Origin of the sequence: Photobacterium indicum (assembly GCF_003026215.1) — a bacterium.
Lineage (GTDB): Bacteria > Pseudomonadota > Gammaproteobacteria > Enterobacterales > Vibrionaceae > Photobacterium > Photobacterium indicum.
In genome coordinates, this window is sequence record NZ_PYOC01000002.1 from 171,239 (window position 1) to 189,407 (window position 18,169).

An 18,169-nucleotide genomic window follows, 5' to 3' on the forward strand; every position below is an offset into this window, starting at 1 on the left:
TCTCCTTTACACTAGCGCTTTGGCTGCGTCTGAATCTAAAAACCATTCTGTTTGACCGTGTACGGCCTTAATTTTTGCTGCTGGGTATGGCAATGCTTCTGCTGGTTGATCATTAATTTCTTTGATTACATCAGCTTTACTGGCACCCAAAACTAAATACGTAATGCGATCGGCATTTTCAAGTAAACGTGCCGTTTTTGAAATACGCAACTGACCACTTTCAGGATGTGCTGCAATCACTGTCAGTGCTGGGTCATTGAAGTTCGTTTGGTTTGGGAATAATGACGCGGTATGCCCATCGGTTCCCATTCCTAGCAAAATCCAATCAAACGCAGGTAAGCCGTTTTTATGCGGAATAACGGTATCCATTTCACCGGCTAAACGCCCAGATTCTTGCTCAGGTTCATCTTCACCACGAATGCGATGAATATTAGCGTTTGGTAGTGCTATATGTTTAAACAACAGTTCGTTTGCTTCACCAAAGTTGCTTTCGGTATCTGTCGGCTCTACACAACGCTCATCACCCCACCAAAAATGCAGGTTATTCCATACAATCTGTTCAGCGAATGGAGATTGCGCTAGTGTCTTGAATAATAACTTCGGCGTACTGCCACCAGAGAGAGAAATATGGACTGGTCGTCCTTCTTGGCTAAATGCCAACATTGTTTCTGCTAACGACTGCACAACATGAACGGGAGTTTCAAATACGCGGTAATTCATCATGGTTATAACTCACAGTAGTCAGTATTCGTCAGGTTCTTACACGGAAAGCGCCAATTACGTTCGTCGCCTTGTAATAACTCATCTGCTTCTTTTGGTCCCCAAGTACCTGCCGCATAACCAAATAAATGTTCAGGGTTTTCTTTATAGTCAAGAATAGGTTGAACGAACTTCCAGCACGCTTTTACCGCATCAGTTCGGGCAAACAACGTGGCGTCACCCTTCATACAATCAAGTAATAAACGCTCGTAAGCGGTAAGCATATTCGTTTCTTCTAAATCACCGTAATGAAAATCCATGGAAACTTCTTCAGCTTCAAAACCAGCTCCTGGCTTTTTCAAACCGAAGCTCATTAGGATACCTTCATCGGGTTGAATACGAATGATCAGCTTATTCTCTGGTGCATTGGTTCCGAACACTGGGTGTGGTGTTTTCTTAAAGTGAATGACCACTTCCGTAACACGAGTGGGTAAACGCTTACCAGTACGAACGTAAAATGGCACGCCATTCCAACGCCAGTTCTGGATAAACATCTTCATACCGACATACGTTTCTGTTCGAGAATCATCTGCTACGCCATGTTCTTCACGATAACCAGGTAAATAATCCCCTCGTACCGTAGATTCAGTGTATTGACCTAACACAAGATTCTTTTCTAAATCTTTTTCTGATAAAGGCTGAAAGCTTTGCATAACCTTTACAACTTCATCACGGATAGAATCGGCATTGATTGCTGCTGGCGACTCCATTCCAACCATAGCAAGTACTTGAAGTAAGTGATTTTGGAACATATCACGTACAGCACCTGCTCCATCGTAATAACCACCGCGCTCTTCTACACCTAAAGATTCAGCTGCCGTGATCTCAACATAATCGATGAAGTTGCGGTTCCATAGTGGTTCAAACATCCCATTGGCAAAACGAAATACAAGAAGGTTTTGCACCGTTTCTTTGCCCAAGTAGTGGTCAATACGGTAAATTTGCTGCTCTTTGAAATGTGCGTGAATACGTTCATCAAGCTCGTTGGCTGATGCTAAATCGTAACCAAATGGCTTTTCAACAATAAGGTTTTTCCAACCTTGCATTTCATCATTTAAGCCATGTGCCCCCAAACATTCAGGAATAACACCATACAAGCTAGGTGGGGTTGCTAAGTAATAGACAGTATTACCTTGGGTATGATGCTTATCATTCAAATCACCCAAACGCTGTTTTAACAGCGCATATTCAGCCACTTCTGACGTATTCAATGCTTGGTAATATAAATGCTCACAAAATTTAATTAGCGTTTCTTCGTTTACCTTTTCTGTTTCTGAGAGTGAAATTTTTAGTTTTTCACGAAAATCTTGGTCACTGTACGCTGTGCGACTTACGCCTAAAATTGCAAAATCTTCTGGTAATAACCCATTAGCATAGAGGTGATAAAATGCTGGAATCAATTTTCGGTGAGTCAAGTCGCCTGACGCACCAAAAATAACAATCGCGTTATTTTCTGGCTTAACCATATAATTTTCCCATTTAACACAGATCGGCGATCTGAGGTAGCAATCAGTTTTGCTGGCTGTTCATGATGTTAGCATTTATAGTTTTCAGTGATATTCGGTATTACCTATCGTATTAATAGGCAAAAGCTTAAACTGTATGAAGCTTAGTCAAAGACTGTTACATCCACACTTTTTCAAAACCCGCCGATTAACGTCACTTCTCAGCACTGTGTTTTAGCTGTTATAAAGTAGGAAGAAATTTATGGGTTTCGACCCAATATAGTCTGCTCATGATCAATAAATAGTGAGAATATATGCGCTCAAAACGTCTGAAAACTTGCTTGAAAGCTGTGATCCCGTTAACATTATCGCCAACTGATGGCGACGAGGCATAAAACTGCTGAATTTTCAGCGTTACTCGTAATATAAACGCCCAATATTTTGAAAAGCCTGCTTGTTGAGCAGGCTTTTTCTATTAACACCTTACTCAAATTTCCCATCAGCTCTTAAGAGAAATGGGTAAATGTGTGTATACAGGAAGTCGTAATGTCTAAATTTTTCTTTAAAGGCCGCATTGAAAAAAAACCTAAACACTCAAGCTGTGGTTACAACACTAAGCGTGAAGCTAAGCCTGGTACAGAAGAGAACCCAATTTCTGTTATCGTACAAACTGAAGCACGTAAACTAGAAGTTGAAGCAATTCTAGAAGAGAACACGTTATTCGCAACAATCGAAGTAAACGCTGACGTTGAGGAAAACATTGTTGATTTAAACGGCTTGCTGAATAAGCCTAAAACGACAACCTTCGAAAAAACACCTAACCGTAATGACCCTTGTTCATGCGGCAGTGGTAAAAAATTCAAGAAGTGTTGCGGTTAATATTAGAGCTGCAACTTCGCTGTTCAAAGCGTAATAAATACAAATCTATTATGTTTTTTTATCAGTATCCATATTATACGTGCTAGGGATTCACACACTTTTCCAGTTGTAATCCCCTGATTTTTAAACACATATAATCCCGCTTCAATTTTTCAGTTAAGATGTACATTATGAGCAAAAAAAGTAAAGGTTACACTTGCATAGGTCTGTTTAATCCAAAGACACCAGAAAATGTTGGCTCCGTTTTACGCGCGTCTGGCTGTTATGGTGTTAACTCTGTTTTTTATACTGGCACACGCTATGACCTTGCTAAGCAATTCTGTACCGATACGAAAAATGTCATCAATAATATTCCTCTGATTGGTGTGCAAGAGTTAAAAGACATCATTCCTGTTGGTTGTACGCCTGTTGCTGTTGATCTGATAGAAGGCGCAAAGCCACTACCAGAATATAAGCACCCTGAGCGCGCATTCTATATTTTTGGACCAGAAGACGGTACGTTAAAAAAAGAGATCACAGATTTTTGTCGCGATACGATTTATGTACCAACCAAAGGTTGCATGAATTTAGCTGCTGCAGTCAATGTTATCCTTTATGATCGCATGGCTAAAATTGAAAGAGGCGAAGAGTTTTCTAACCACTAGAAATCTAATAAAAAGCCACCTTGTATCTGAATTAGCAACAAATCTTATACACGGTGGTTTTGTAACATTTAGGCTAGTTACTATTACGGTAGGCTTGTTTATCTTTGTACATCGCTTTATCTGCTGCTTTAAACATCTTTTCAGGGGAAATACTTTCGCTACTTAGCCAGCCTAAAGCAAAATGAATAGGCAATAACTCGCCCGTCTCTATTTGCGTAAAGGAATGACCTCGAGTACTATCAAGACGAGCTGATAACCGGCGGCAAGCTTGCTCGCTACCTTCTTCTAACAAAATAGCGAATTCATCACCACCTAAACGGTAAACTCTATCTGTTTGACGACAAACACCTATCAATAATTCTGATACCGCTTTTAGTAATTCATCCCCCACATAATGACCGAATTCATCATTAACTTGTTTAAGCTTATTAACGTCAATAATAAATAAACCAAATTGTCGCTCGGGGTAACGCTTCAATCGCTCAGCATTGTTTTTAAAATCGTTATCAAATGCTTTTCTATTGGGTAGCTCTGTTAATGCATCGGTTACAGCAATTCGTTCAAGTTCAGCGTTCAGTATCCGCCCTTCAATTGTTGATGACAATTGACGCGCAAACAATGAAACAATTTCCAAGTCAGTTCTTGCTAACTTCTCACTTTTCATCACTAGACGCCCTAGCAATTGACCTGAAGAATCAATCAAATTGAAACAGTACAATAATTTAATATCTGGAACAAAAAAGTACTCAGCTTTATTTTGAACTGCATCCACTTTAGCTAACACAGACTCAATAATACCGTCTGATTGCCATTGGTTATTATCGATTTTACTCAGCTTTAGTGCCCAATTAGCTTCAGGATACAGGCTTGAAACTTGGGCGAGTGCAACCGATTTAATATCTTCTTGTTGCAGCTTCGAGCTAAATGCCAATAAGGATTTCAATATTTCACGGCGCCTTTCTTCTCGCTCAAGTGATAACGTTAATTCCCCTGTTTTTTCCTCTACCTTTTTCTCTAATTTGTCATTAAAGTTGATCAGCTGACGGTTATATTCTTCTTTCTGATTATTAGCCTGTTTCAGCTCTGTATTTTTGGATGCTAGATCTTCAAGCTGCTCTTCAATCGTGGTTGCCATATCATGAAACAACTCCCCGACTTGATAGAATTCAGAAAATCGTAACTTTCGCTCACGCTGGTTATAATCACCACGAGAGTACGACCTTACCATTACCATCAAAGCAGCCAGTGGGCGCGTTACCCAACGGTAGGTTATCGCTGCACCAAATATGCCGACAATAACCATACAGATACCCACAATAGAAATAATCTGAAGCGAATGGGTAAACTTATCCTCTTCCGGTTTTTTATCCATCGAGATCTTAATCTCGTATTCAAGCGGGTTCGAAATTAAATCACTGTCTATTTTAATTTTTTGGTTTAACGTTAGTATCCCGTTACTCCCCAAAGACCCATCTGATTTAATATTCAAGATTTCTTTTTCATTACGTAAAAACGTAACCTTTTCATCGCCAGTCAAATACATTCTCAACATTTTACTAATATTTTCAGTCGGAATGACTACAATTAAATACCCAACAGGTTTTCTTTTCAGCCCACTAGATAATACTGAAGAGTAAATAGGGTCAACAACAATAAGCCCATCATCAGAGGGGTTCTCTTCATCTAAAACGAGCTCTTTATCTACATAAGTAAATAGCCATTGATAGCCGTTTTCTAACAACTTTTTTTCGTACTGCTCAGCGAGATAGTGCTTTATCTTACTGAAGCTATTTTGACCTGAAATTCCGTTGTAATTCTCAACCTCTTCCCAGTCGCTATCAATCAAATAAGCAGCTTCAACTAACGGCACCTTTCTCACTAACGAATCTAATGTTTCACGTACGTGGCTAGTAAGAAAAAAGTCATCCATCGCTTGAACTAACAAGCGATCTCTAGAAAGTACATCTAAGCTGGTTGATAAAACATAAAAACGATAATTGAATTCCTGCTTTAGTGTATTGCTTAAACGCTCAAGTTTTTCTCGCTGATAATTGGTTTCAATTTCAGTCTGCTGTTTAAGTAGTAGCCCACCAACAATCACCGCAGGTATCACTGCGATAAGTATCATTAATGATGCAAGAGAATACTTCAGGCGTAATTTCATTTTCATCGTAACCGCTTGCTCTGTTTATTAGCTACCTTCTGCATGTACTGTGCTGATTCTTTCGCTGATAAACCATTTCTAAACCGTTGATAACCTTTTTCCATTGCAGCCCAAACAATAGCCATGTTTGTTTCCGATGACATCGGCTTAGCAAATTGTAGCTGCTGTAATAACACTAATTCATCACCCTTTGCTTGAGAAACAACCTGTTGAAATAAAGCTTGATGAACAGGTAATAAATGATAATTTTGGTAGACCCACTGTTGGTTATCTTCACGCTGAACAAATGTTAGGAAAGCTGCAATTCTATTTTCCCTCTCACTGTTTTTTGTCAATTTACCAGGAAGGGTAAAGACAAACGTACTTTTCATTGAATACATAGGTTTGCTGTTAAGTGTTGGCAACAATGCCACCCCTAAATCATCACCCATTTCATCTTTTAAGTCTTGATATGCCCAATCACCATTAATTGCATAAGCTTCTTCACCTTTAATCAAACGTTGCTGAGAGCAATTATAATTACATGTTTTATCAACAACTTGCTGAACAGAGAGTTGTTGATAGTAATCAAGTGCTTCAACCATTTCAGGCGTATCTAAAGTGATCATATCACCATCTAGAGGTTGCCCATTAAAAGCGAATAGAAATGGCATGAAAAAGTACATATCAGTATAATTCCAGCCAATTGGCATAAGATTATTATCTCGATATTGCTGAGATGTTTTTATAAGTTCTTGCCAACTAGCTACGGGTTCTTCGACAAACTTTTTATTATAAAACAACATTAAGTGGTTACCTTGTATAACAGGCACCCCCCAATAAGCATCATCGACTTTAGCCGTTTTTAATGCATCTTCGCTAAGGTCAGTACTCAACCACTGTTCCAAAACTGGCTCTAATCGCATTTGCTGGTAAAGACCCAAAAAATCAGATGGTACTAAAGCAAGATCCGGCACGCCACCGTATTGAGCCCCTAGCAAAAGTTCTGCTTTAATTTTACTCGGCTTAAACTGGACTAGCGACACTTGAATGCCAGTTTCTTGTTCAAAACGCTGCACTAAACCTTCAACAAATCGTGATGACTGATGTGAATACCAAATAGTAATATCTGCCGCAAAAGCGGATTGTGAGGAAAGAGTGCCTAGTATTAAGGCTACTAACATCAATATAAAACGGCGAAAAACGGTCAACTCACACGCCTCTAAAAAGGAACCATCGGTCAAATGACCATAAAAACGGCATAAACGCCTATTTATTTAAGCACTTAGACTACCATTTTTTATACAGTATCACTCTAAGTTATAGACGAAAAGTACAGAAACACGTGTACCACATAGTTAACATTACCACTATCAAGATTATCCTCTACCATTTTATAAATTATCATATAGAAGATGAAACTAACCACATAAGAAGCTGTCTTTATACCCAAGTAACGGTAATAAATTAAATACGACTCTTTCGTTAAATAGTCTACCTTCAATGCTACTTATGTATTGAACGAATACCACGTTTTTACATTTTTAAATGGATTTAAGAGATAAAATTTATTTCACACTTAAATCATGATTTCTATAAAACAAAGAAAATAATAAAATGAACACCTCACACTATTTTAAGTTTTCATCTTGTATCATCACGCTTGTTTTTATAACAGCTTGTCAAAGCCCTAATGCGCCTTCAAGTTCAGTAGCCAAAAACTTAACGGTAAATAGCCCCACAAGACATGAACAAAAAATGATCAGTTATGCGCGTAGTTTTATCGGTACTAAATATGTGTGGGGCGGGTCTACCCCAAAAGGCTTTGATTGCTCAGGTTTCATTCAATACGTATATAATAGTTACAATATTAAAATTCCAAGAACGACGTCAGAGTACTCTCAACTTTTCACAAAATCTGTGACGTTAAAGGATGCACAAGTCGGCGATCTGATTGTATTTACAGGAACAAACCCTAATGTACGAAAACCTGGCCACGCTGGTATAATTTCAGAGATAAATAATAATTCAATAAAGTTTGTACATAGCTCATCATCGCAGAAGCACTTCGGTGTAACGGAAACGAATTATCATAAAAGTGGTTACCCCAAACGCTTTTTAACTGTCGTTAGAATGTAACGATAAAAATAACAATACATTGACAAAAATGTTTATTTTATTCGTAGAAATACGCTTAATTTTTGTTAGTATCTATATCTAAGCTACATCAAGACTCTTGCTTCATAGATAACCTTCATCTTGAATGGCATATAAGCACCCCAGGTACTATTCTTACTGGGATTAATTCAGATAAATAACATATAATGACAGAACAATGCAGTTAGCTGAAAACACGCACACAATCAATGATGAAAGCCAAGTTCTGGTTCTCGATTTAACACCGTTTGGTTTTAAGTTCAGCCTAAAATTATGGCCGTGGGATCAGCAATTACTTTTGAAGCGCGAGTACACGAATGGTGATATTGAATCCTTAGAAGGAAACATTGGTTTTTCTATCGATCAAATCGCCTTTACGCCTGGTGGCGATGAATGGATTGCCTCTATTCCCCCGTTACTTGTAGAACGCGTAAAACCATTCCCTGAAACTTCAATTTATATGTTGAGCTTGGCAGCTTCCAATAGAAATGCTCGTCAGCTTCTTGAATTACGCCCTGCTCTATTATATTTAATCTGCAATGAATACCCTCTAGATCGCGAAAAATCATTAGAACTTTGCCAATACGGTCAACGTGAAATCTTACGTATACTCGGTTTTTCACACAGTAAAGCAGCCTTGCGCTTTTTAGATCGTCTAGATATTACGTTTGATACGCGTTCAAGCCATACCTTAGTTACACGCCTATTGCATCCAATTGCTGAGCGTTACCGTCTATTTGGTCATTACCCTATTATTACTCATCAGTCATTACAGCTTGATATGGTATTACCGGGATTAACTGGCTCAAACCTTGCTATTAATTTATCTGAGAGCAAGCTCAAAAGCAGAATTAAACTGCCAACGTTACTTAATGACACATTAATGATGGGGGTTAATTTAGGTTTAACTGAACCTATGCGTTATTTACGTAAGTTACGCACCGTCGAAGATGTTTCAGCACTACATGATAGCTGGATTCGAGCCCAAAACCGTAAGCACTATGTACCGTGTCCGACCCATAAAAAGCCGTATCAGATAGTCTTTACTGGTACTGAATATATTCAGCCGTTAACAAACTATTTTGAATTACGTGATGAAGGTGAAGAGCAACGCCATTGTGTAGGAGCTTACCATGCGCGAGTTTTAAACGATGAATATCAAGTATTCAAAGTCACTGCACCAGAGCGTGTCACGATGGGAGTTAGGATGATAAGGCGCCCTGATGGTCGTAAGTATTACGAAATTGACCAAGTTCAAGCAAAATGTAATCGTCGCCCTCTTGAAGAAACACTTCAAGCCCTTTATGCATGGCTCGAAGGTGAAAAGCAACGCATGAATTTATAGCCTTCGATAGTCGCTCTAAAGACCACAACGTTATTGAAGTGGTCTTTTTTATTGCATCTCGCTGTGTTAATAAGAAGCTAACCTTGGCTACAGTCTTTCAAAAACTGCATCATGCCGTACTCCTTTAGCCAAGCCAGTTGTTCAGGCTCTTTCACTAAAAAACGACCACTGTAGTTAATGCCATTCGCAAACACATCATTTACCTGATTCGTAGAGCGTGGAATCATTAACATCCAGTGCTTAGTTAGTAGCAAATTGTATGGCTTACACACTAGCTCGCTTGGTAAGCTATTGTCATTAGTTAAACCATTTTTATCCAATATACCTAGTTCTCTTAACCCCGCTAAATAACACAAATACAGTCGCTCACCACTGAGTGAATCAAACTGATACAAGTGATGTTTGAACGGTAGTTCATGATTTATAATTGCGTGTTCTAAAGGAATAGAAGATTGTACGAGCTGCATGTGTCGGTGGGCTTGACTCGCGCCTGCAATCGTTCCGCTATTATAAAAACCTAACACATTGTCACTATCGAACCCCATTACCCATGCACAAAAATCCTGTAGCTCTAAAGGCGATGTTTGAGGAACGAACTCACGGGAGCAAATTAACAAGTGGGGAGATAACACCGGAAATTTATTAAGCAGGCAAACATGACTCTCACCAGCATTATCGACAAACATGTCTTCTTCGTAAGGTAAAAAAGGATTGTCTTGTTTCGTACCTGACTGAAATTTACGTTCCGCGTTTTGAGTAACGACATGCCCAAAGTAATCAATACCAGCTTCGTTGATCACACAAGCTTCGGTTGTTATGGGTAGAAGACTATTATTGACTAGTGCTTGCTCAACAACCTTTTCAGCTTTTTTCCAAAACATGCCCTTATCCTTCTAATTTACCGATGAAATAACATAAAGCATGTTTGCCCTGCTGTCATGTCGCCAAAACGACAACCTAAGATTCCGTGCTTGATCGGTGCATTCAAACTAAAGTGTATTGTTTAGTTTACACTTACATCAAAAATAGCAATGACAAAACTCAGGCCTTTTGTAGCAGGTTTGGATGAAAATTTGTATGATTCCCGCATCAAGTTAAGTAGTGCTGTTTTCCAACGAACCCGTTTTCGTACTCCATGGAAAAGAGCAAGATTTAGCGGTAAACCTTTATTTTTCGGTCACTTAAAGGTTTACCATTAGATAGGGGTATTTTCAGTTCGGTCAAACTGATTACCCCTATTTTCCCTCTCTACTCCGTAAACCTTCGCGTTAATACATCCATTCTTATTTCTACTTGTTTGCTAAAGACCTCTGCCTTCTTCGCATCCTATTTTCCAGATTTACACTTTAAGAATACAAAAAAAGACGCTTACCTTTCGATAAACGCCTTTTTCATCTAAATCACATTCTATTTCTACAATCAGTAATCAACAGCTCTTATACCAACTGAGCACCAATTAAGAAGCAACCAAATACGAAACTAAGCCCCATAGCAACCGAGCCGCCACCAGCTTGGTAAGCTTCTGCCAGAGCTTCATGCCCAGATGACTTTTGCTTTTCAAAACTACGTAACTTCATTGTCATCGCCATTGGTACAAAGATAGCCAAGAACACAAGAATAAAGCCAGCATAACCCAATACAGATAAGAACTGATCAGCGGCCCAAAGTGCACCAACTAATGGGAAAATAAAGGTAAGTACATAGGTAACGGCTTTATTTTGCTTAAATGTATCCGCATTTTGATCGAACAGTGCCATGGCCACGCCCAAGAATGACGTCAGTAACGCTAGGCCTGTGAAAGTAGACAGAATTACTTGAATGCCGCTGAAACGCTCGCCCAATGCGGCAATCAATTCAGACACATTTGAAAACTTCACCAATTGTTCTGGGGTTAAGTTACCCACAACGGCATATAACCACAATAAGTAACAAGCTAATGGAATAACAGAGCCTACAATAACCATGTTACGCAAATCACGGTGTGACGCGCCTTTGTTGTAGGTTACAAGTGATGGAATCACGACCATAAAACCAAAGCTGGTGAACAACACTGAGCTGGTTTTTATTAGCTCAACTTTATCATTGCTTGCCGCATCTAAAAGGTGTTCAAAAGACATAGTCGGCACGAGCGAGAATAGCGTGATACCTAATACGACAACCATTACAGCAAACAACAGGCGGTTAATCTTATCGATGGCTGCAGTACCAGAGGCAACGACTACACCTGCAACCAGTGTGAACAAGATTTGTGTCTGCATCATCGACATTTCAATGCCAACACCGTGCAGCATCTTCTTCACTAAATCACCGGCTCCGATGATGTAAGCCATCAATAAGCATACTAACAACGCGTAAAGCAAACCGTTGGTGACCAGCTGGCCGCCTTTACCCAAGGTCTTACGCGCAATGGTGTTCATGCCTAAGCCACCACCAGCTTTAATACTGGCTTCAAGTAATAACAATGCGGCGTAGGTTGTACCCAACCAAATCACCCCCATCAAAAGAGTGCCCCATAATAGGCCAAACTGCGCCAGTACCATCGGAATGGCTAACATACCTGCGCCCAGCGCGGTACCTGCAATGATTAACGAACTACCCACTAATTTTAAATTCACAATATTTACCTATACCTAATTGTTACTTGTTTACACCCCATTGCTTGCAGAAAAGGTACGCAATACTCGGTCAGTTGTGCGAATTCCGGACATGATAGACTTTGATATAAAAGAGTATTCATCATGTACTGCAATCAAATTGAAAAAGGTGTAACGAATAAAGATGTCTTAATAAATTGAAATTTCAGGATTAAAATCGAAAAGCACTAAGACCTGAAAAAGCAAAAAAGCCCATAAATCGGCTTGAGGTATAGGAAAGATAGACGTGGGTGCGTGAAGCAATACGGGTCGACCCCGAACGTATAGCGGCGGATATTGCATGTAGTATGCTTGCTGGCATTAACTGCAGCACAGCAGAAATGTGTTTCATTTATCGTACTCCAAAAACGATGTAATCCCTATTTTCCAATGACAGGTCTTCTGCCATCTACACTGCTCCGGTCAGAACAGTAAATCGGTCACTGAGCAAAATAATAAACTTCGCACTAAAGCACAATGATTATTTTACAATAATTTGTTATAAATACGTAAAATTTACTGCTAATCATAATGGTCGATAAAGGTTTTTAATGCTGAAAGACTGACTATTGAGATTTCCGCCCCCTCTTTTTCTATTAATCCTTTCTCTATCAGTTCTTTTACTGCGCGACGATAAACGCGGCTAGAAGTGCCAAACCGCTCAGCTTCCAACGTCACTTTATCGAAGTTGCCAAGCATCACATTCACTTGGCTGCGATGCCACAAATCGTAAGCAATATTATAAGTAATCGGATGCAATAACCTATGGGTATAGATATCTAACGAGTCTTGGTAATCGGCAGCCAGCGCGCTAGAAAAAAACACTTGAAACTCAGGTCGCTCAATCAGCAATGTCGTCAATGCTTGTAAACAGATAATATCAACATCGAGATCTTCTTCTGCCACCACACTCCATTGGCAAGGGGTGTCACTGAAAAATTCCATTTCACCAAAGATATGATGATCACAATCGATCTCTCCCAATTGAAAACGACGGCCATTCATTGCGGCAATATTCATTGAAACACGCCCAACCGACACCACATACAAGTATTCTAACGTTTGTCCCTGACGCAAAATTTCATCGCCAGCACAGAACAACTGCTGGTGCGTTTGGCATTGATAAAACGCAGCTTTAAAGGCAGGATAAAGTGTTTCAAGGTGACGTGTGAAACGTCCTTGCTGATAGGGCTTAATCTGCATAGCGTTGGGTTTCCAACATATTCTCGAGCAATTATTGGCTCACATGATATACCTAAATAGCAGGATTTTCTAAAAACAGGGTTATTTAAAAACAGGGCTATCTAAAATAGAAAGCCCTGCACATGTTAATAAAAACATATGCTGGGCTCTCAGGTTGTACACTGTATTCATATCAATCAAATACAGCCCTCAATACAGCAGCAGCCATAGTAATGTTACTTGCTCGCTTAATCGTTACACAGGGCATGCAACGCCGCCAAGGCAGCACGTTGTTCACCATTCATCATCACGGCCTCAGCATTCACATAGTGACCAACACCTTCTTGTACATCTTGCTCGAACAGCACGACATTATTCAAAATCGATGCAACCTGCATCCCTCTCAACTTACCGACAGTCAGTAACGCCGAAGTTTCCATATCTGCGCCTAGTACGCCTTTTTCATGCCAATGCTGGCAAAGTTGCGCTTCGTTATCGGTATAAAAGCTATCGTGTGAACGTACCACACCGTAATGCACCTGACCGACATGTTGCTCGGTATTTGGCATTGTCAGAGAGCGATTCAAATAAGCTTCTATCTTGGCTATCAGATGACGATCTGCATATGCTGGAAAAGCACTCGAAACATACGTTTTCGATCCACCATCATCTCTTACAGCAGCCTCGGCAACAATCAAATCACCCAGTGCAATATTAACTTGCAGTGCACCCGATGACCCCACGCGGATCACTTGCTTCACACCACACAAGTTAAGCTCTTCGAGTGCGATAATAGCTGACGGTGCACCAATGCCAGTACTGCAAATCGTGATGAGTTGATCATTGAATCGTCCATTCATCAAACGGTATTCACGGTTTTCAGCAATGATTTCGACACCATCCAGTAGGGCAGCAATGCGATTAACCCTATCAGGCTCACCACATACAATCACACGCTTAGCAATTTGTTCTGCCGAAACACAAAGGTGAGGTTGCTTACTCATTATGCTTTTACCTCAGCCGCCTGATCGTATTGCTTGCTTTGCTGATTTTGCTTCGCTGTATTCATCCACTGACGTGTACCATTCGCCGCAATAAACAGTAAAATCGCATATTCAATAGACAGAGCATACACACCTTGCGCGGCATAAATACACACGCTGATCATGTTAATTACGACCCACAACATCCAGTTTTCAACGTATTTACGCGTCATTAGGATTTGCGCCACAATCGACAAGACTGTCATTACTGAATCCCAGAATGGGAAAGCATCTGGCGACAATTCTGGACGTGCTAAATCAGCACCAAAAGTATTCAGTACATCCACGCTGATATTCGCTAAAGCAAAGAAAATAGGATCGATAAATACCGTCATAATAGCGATAGCAGCAACACTGACCGCAGCAGTAAACGCCATTTTTTGCTTATTAAGCCAACGGACTTCCAACATCTCGCCAGCTTCCGAGGAAGGACGTGTCCACGCATACCAACCATAGATGTTGGCGCAGAAGAAAAACAATTGCAGCATCAAAATGCCGTAGAGTTGGATCTGAAAGAAAATGATCGCGAAAAGGGAAACGTTAATCAGACCAAACACGTAATTAATGGTTTTTTCTTGGCTGGCGTACCAAATACACAGCAAGCCAAAAACGGTACCAACAGCTTCAATCCATGACATGGCATACCCGCCACCAATTGGAATATTCACCAAAGTATTATTGATATCAAACCACGCAAGTATATCCATGTTCTATCCCTTCTAATGTTATTGCATTTATTATTTAGCTGTATTGCTGTTGTGGTTATCAGTGTAATGAATGTACGAAAACAGCAAGAGGACATTTGTCCCCTCGTACTCGACGTATATCAAAGATTGAAGCAAGAAAGCCCCGACAACAGTGTTTTAACACCATCATCAGGGCTTCAGAATAAGAAATATCATGTTTATCACTAAGCATATCTGCCATTACGCGATGCAGCTTAGCAAATCGGCTTACACCAAAGGCTACTCCAGCATGCTTTCATGCTCAACCGATACCAACGTTAACCGATTAAAAGCACCGGGCTTCACTGCAATTAAACTGCCGTCGCCAAATTGGATACCGTCGAAAATACGACCTCCCCAATTAACTTTTTTGAATCTGGCGTAACGGGCTTTTACATACACCGCTTCTAGCGCGTTCAGTGCCCCTTCCTTTTTTGCTTGGGCTTCAATGGCAGGGCTAAGTAATTTATTGGCAATCGTCATATTGGACACCTGCTTCCTTGAGGTCATACTTTGTTTTACCAAATCGAGACGCAGATGCAAGCCTTAATTTCTCTTTGTAATACTATGAAACCGGTATCTGTCTATTAATTCACCTTTTAGCTGCATGAGCAAACTAACCCACCCTCTATTTTAGTGGTACTGCAACCACGCAAGAGGATGGGTTTATTTATGTAACTAAGAACCGATCATTTTCAGAAGCATCAATTTACAGGAGGAGGCACTTCACCCTCAACATGTACTGGATTAATAATATTCACGTATTCACCATCACTATTAATAAAGGATGCTACTGCTTCCTGTTGCATTGCCATCGACTCATTCAGGTAACCCATGTGACCATTCACTGACCCAGGCACTCCATCTTCGTTAACAGGACCTTCATAAGGAAAGAGGTAAGTTCCATGACCGCCCGACTTCACTCGAATAACCCCTTTTATGACATCTGTACTCATTGTTATATCTGCAGTAATAGCATCTAACCCTAAATGCGTAATTAAAGGCTCAGTTCCTGTTAACGGAATACCCTCAACAGAGTTAACAACCACATTGTCTGATATATACTCAACCCCCACTTCACATTCAGGGGTTGAACCATCACCACAGTTACCTACTGCTTCCAATAACAAAATCGGTTGGGCACTGTTTGCTTGCTCTGTCGTAAAGTTAGCGGGATCGCCACCATCGACAGTTGTTTGCGTTGCCTGCAACAGAGCAGGGGCAACCATGTCGTAAACAATATTTTCAAATTTAACGACCTTTTCCTCATCTTCAAGACGGTACGCATCAATCGCTGCTAACCCTTCCTGCGGGGTATCAGTACTCTCATCATAAAGACCCAACATGCTTGCCACCGCTAATTGCACATCTGTTGAGGCTTTAATCTCACTAACAACCTCACCGCTCAATAATGGCGAGTTCAACATAATATCGGTTAAGCCCATACCCGGAACAGCAAGATTGACAGTGGTAAACTTGAATTCATCACCAGCTTTAGAGCTATCATTTTGTGACATTTCGCTTACCATAGTTGATACAATCCCACCTAGAGAATGACCAATCAAACTAACTTCTGCGTTATCAGTTCCCACTCTTTTCTCAATAAAACTCGTGTTATTAAGCGCTTTACGTAAGGCTAACTGATCAAGCACCGCTTGGCGTTGGTTATCACGTAAAGTTAAGGGGCTTGATAGATTGAGGTAAACAGATTTGTTTTCAAATTCGTCCGTGCTGGTAGCGGTAATGTCTAGGATACCGTCACCATCAAGATCAACACCTCGACCACCATCCGTTTTTGTCGAACCATGAAGCGGCTGATCAATGGCAATAACAAGCCTGTCCCTTCCTTTTTTACCATCTCTACTGGTAATACTTGCCACCATGGTTGCTGCAGATTCTTTCCAACCAGTAATACCATGGACAAAAATAGCTGCCGGCAATGGTGTACCATCCCAGCCTTTAGGTGCATAAATAACCACAGGTACAGTTTGGTCTGATTTCTTTGTCAGCGCAGTATTACCACCATGAACAAACCCTTTTGCACTGTCTTCCCACCAGCTATAAAGCGCAGGGCAGCTACCAATAGGATCTGCTCGAACAGCCAATTTTTCCTCTTCAGTCAGTTGAGTGCCAGATAACGTCAACACTTTGCAGTCATTAACCGAAGTCGGTGACTCCAGATAATACGGTAAAGTTACCGTCGTGCCGTATGTATCATATTTTGATAGCCCACCACCGCCAACAGCAATTTCTGTTAAATGACTAAAGCTGTCATTGAGCGCTATATCATCAGGAATCAACGCTCGGCCAGCCTCCATTACAGGCATAATGCTTTGTGTTGTAAAAGCAGCGCTGTAGACAACCTCGTTCGTTACGCCGACCTGTTTGAGTAAGCTTTCATTCTGGGCTATCTGCGCAATGGCATCACTACTACTTGCTTCACCGTCAAGCACTTTCCCTTGTGCGAGTTGCTCATAGTTATAATCTTTTCTTAATGGCACACCATCAAGATCTTTTACCCCAGCGGTAACCGCAAGAATATAGCTTGTGGATTCAGGCAATACTTCGGTAGGTAGTATTTCAATTTCACGTTCAGCGGAGACACGGCTGATGAATTTATCTTCACCCAGTAACTTCCCTGCCGCAACATCATAAACAACTATATTGCCAGCCAAAGTTCCTTCATCGATATCGGTTTCGACACCAGAAAGCGGCAAACGAATTTTATACCCCGTCGACCAACCATCAAGTGCCCCATAAACATTTTCATAATTTTGGTAATCCACTTCATCAGTAGATTCAGACGGCAGCTCAATCGTGCCATCACTCCCAGTTAAATAAAGATCATTCGGATAATGCAGTGCTTTTAAATCGTAAGTTATGTATTGCCTTGTATCTACCTCAAGTTCGCTATCATCAAAACAACCAGTTAACAAAGCAGCAAACGGCAACAAGCAGTAATGTAGTTTTTTTATATTCATTATATTTCCTATGTAGGTGTATAGACGCATATGCACCCTACAAACCAACCCATAGAGAAATGTTAGAGGAATGTAAAATCTTCACTAAGTGTGAAACCAACTAACCATTTGATTTTAACTATAAAAGCGAGATGTATAGTTGCAGTTAAATACATGCACAAAGTAAATACTTACTCGTACCTGGCCGTAAATATTTTTTATTTAAATACCATCACTCAAAATGATTATTTGCT

Annotated in this window: 15 protein-coding genes; 4 read left to right on the forward strand and 11 right to left on the reverse strand. The window is 40.4% G+C overall.

Translation table 11 applies throughout. The features are described from left to right. Positions 1-6 precede the first annotated feature (6 nt). Both pgl and zwf read right to left on the reverse strand, forming a co-directional pair. Positions 7-723 (reverse strand): 6-phosphogluconolactonase, encoded by a 717-nt coding sequence (pgl, locus tag C9J47_RS06630; RefSeq protein WP_107252819.1) that lies wholly within the window; start codon positions 721-723, stop codon positions 7-9. Positions 724-725: 2 nt separating this feature from the next. Continuing rightward, positions 726-2,225 carry a glucose-6-phosphate dehydrogenase gene (gene zwf, locus C9J47_RS06635; protein ID WP_107252820.1) on the reverse strand — a complete coding sequence of 500 codons (1,500 nt, stop codon included), beginning with the start codon at positions 2,223-2,225 and terminating at the stop codon, positions 726-728. Between the two features lie 525 nt (positions 2,226-2,750). Here zwf and C9J47_RS06640 point away from each other — a divergent pair. Together C9J47_RS06640 and C9J47_RS06645 are read left to right on the forward strand one after the other, a co-directional pair. After that, positions 2,751-3,083 carry a PBPRA1643 family SWIM/SEC-C metal-binding motif protein gene (locus C9J47_RS06640; protein ID WP_107252821.1) on the forward strand — a complete coding sequence of 111 codons (333 nt, stop codon included), beginning with the start codon at positions 2,751-2,753 and terminating at the stop codon, positions 3,081-3,083. Positions 3,084-3,253: 170 nt separating this feature from the next. After that, positions 3,254-3,727 carry an RNA methyltransferase gene (locus C9J47_RS06645; RefSeq protein WP_107252822.1) on the forward strand — a complete coding sequence of 158 codons (474 nt, stop codon included), beginning with the start codon at positions 3,254-3,256 and terminating at the stop codon, positions 3,725-3,727. 73 nt (positions 3,728-3,800) lie between these two features. Here the strand turns inward: C9J47_RS06645 and C9J47_RS06650 are convergent, their stop codons facing one another. Continuing rightward, entirely contained in the window at positions 3,801-5,897 is a 2,097-nt protein-coding gene (locus C9J47_RS06650) for a diguanylate cyclase domain-containing protein (protein ID WP_107252823.1), read from the reverse strand. Next, positions 5,894-7,081: a sugar ABC transporter substrate-binding protein gene (locus C9J47_RS06655; RefSeq protein WP_245903347.1), complete on the reverse strand. Its 1,188-nt coding sequence runs from the start codon at positions 7,079-7,081 to the stop codon at positions 5,894-5,896. Before C9J47_RS06655 ends, C9J47_RS06650 begins: the two co-directional genes overlap by 4 nt. A gap of 406 nt (positions 7,082-7,487) precedes the next feature. On the opposite strand from C9J47_RS06655, the gene C9J47_RS06660 reads away from it, so the two are divergent. Together C9J47_RS06660 and C9J47_RS06665 are read left to right on the forward strand one after the other, a co-directional pair. Next, the gene (locus tag C9J47_RS06660; RefSeq protein WP_281258924.1) at positions 7,488-8,009 is read left to right on the forward strand and encodes a C40 family peptidase; all 522 of its coding nucleotides are present in this window, start codon (positions 7,488-7,490) and stop codon (positions 8,007-8,009) included. Positions 8,010-8,205: 196 nt separating this feature from the next. Further along, a complete protein-coding gene (locus tag C9J47_RS06665) occupies positions 8,206-9,372 on the forward strand; it encodes a PcfJ domain-containing protein (protein ID WP_107252825.1) in 1,167 nt (388 codons plus the stop codon). 77 nt (positions 9,373-9,449) lie between these two features. Here the strand turns inward: C9J47_RS06665 and C9J47_RS06670 are convergent, their stop codons facing one another. The 7 genes from C9J47_RS06670 to C9J47_RS06700 form a co-directional block, all read right to left on the reverse strand. Then, a complete protein-coding gene (locus C9J47_RS06670) occupies positions 9,450-10,253 on the reverse strand; it encodes an ATP adenylyltransferase family protein (protein WP_107252826.1) in 804 nt (267 codons plus the stop codon). A gap of 555 nt (positions 10,254-10,808) precedes the next feature. Then, a complete protein-coding gene (locus C9J47_RS06675; protein ID WP_107252827.1) occupies positions 10,809-11,987 on the reverse strand; it encodes an amino acid permease in 1,179 nt (392 codons plus the stop codon). A 540-nt stretch (positions 11,988-12,527) separates the two neighbouring features. Beyond that, positions 12,528-13,208 (reverse strand): Crp/Fnr family transcriptional regulator, encoded by a 681-nt coding sequence (locus C9J47_RS06680; RefSeq protein ID WP_107252828.1) that lies wholly within the window; start codon positions 13,206-13,208, stop codon positions 12,528-12,530. 227 nt (positions 13,209-13,435) lie between these two features. Further along, a complete protein-coding gene (locus C9J47_RS06685) occupies positions 13,436-14,191 on the reverse strand; it encodes a nucleoside phosphorylase (RefSeq protein ID WP_107252829.1) in 756 nt (251 codons plus the stop codon). Further along, positions 14,191-14,937 carry a nicotinamide riboside transporter PnuC gene (gene pnuC, locus C9J47_RS06690; RefSeq protein WP_107252830.1) on the reverse strand — a complete coding sequence of 249 codons (747 nt, stop codon included), beginning with the start codon at positions 14,935-14,937 and terminating at the stop codon, positions 14,191-14,193. Before pnuC ends, C9J47_RS06685 begins: the two co-directional genes overlap by 1 nt. A 258-nt stretch (positions 14,938-15,195) precedes the next feature. Next, entirely contained in the window at positions 15,196-15,438 is a 243-nt protein-coding gene (locus tag C9J47_RS06695; RefSeq protein ID WP_107252831.1) for a hypothetical protein, read from the reverse strand. A 221-nt stretch (positions 15,439-15,659) separates the two neighbouring features. Further along, positions 15,660-17,936, reverse strand: a complete 2,277-nt coding sequence (locus C9J47_RS06700) for a hypothetical protein (protein WP_170107468.1) — start codon at positions 17,934-17,936, stop codon at positions 15,660-15,662. Positions 17,937-18,169 lie beyond the last annotated feature (233 nt).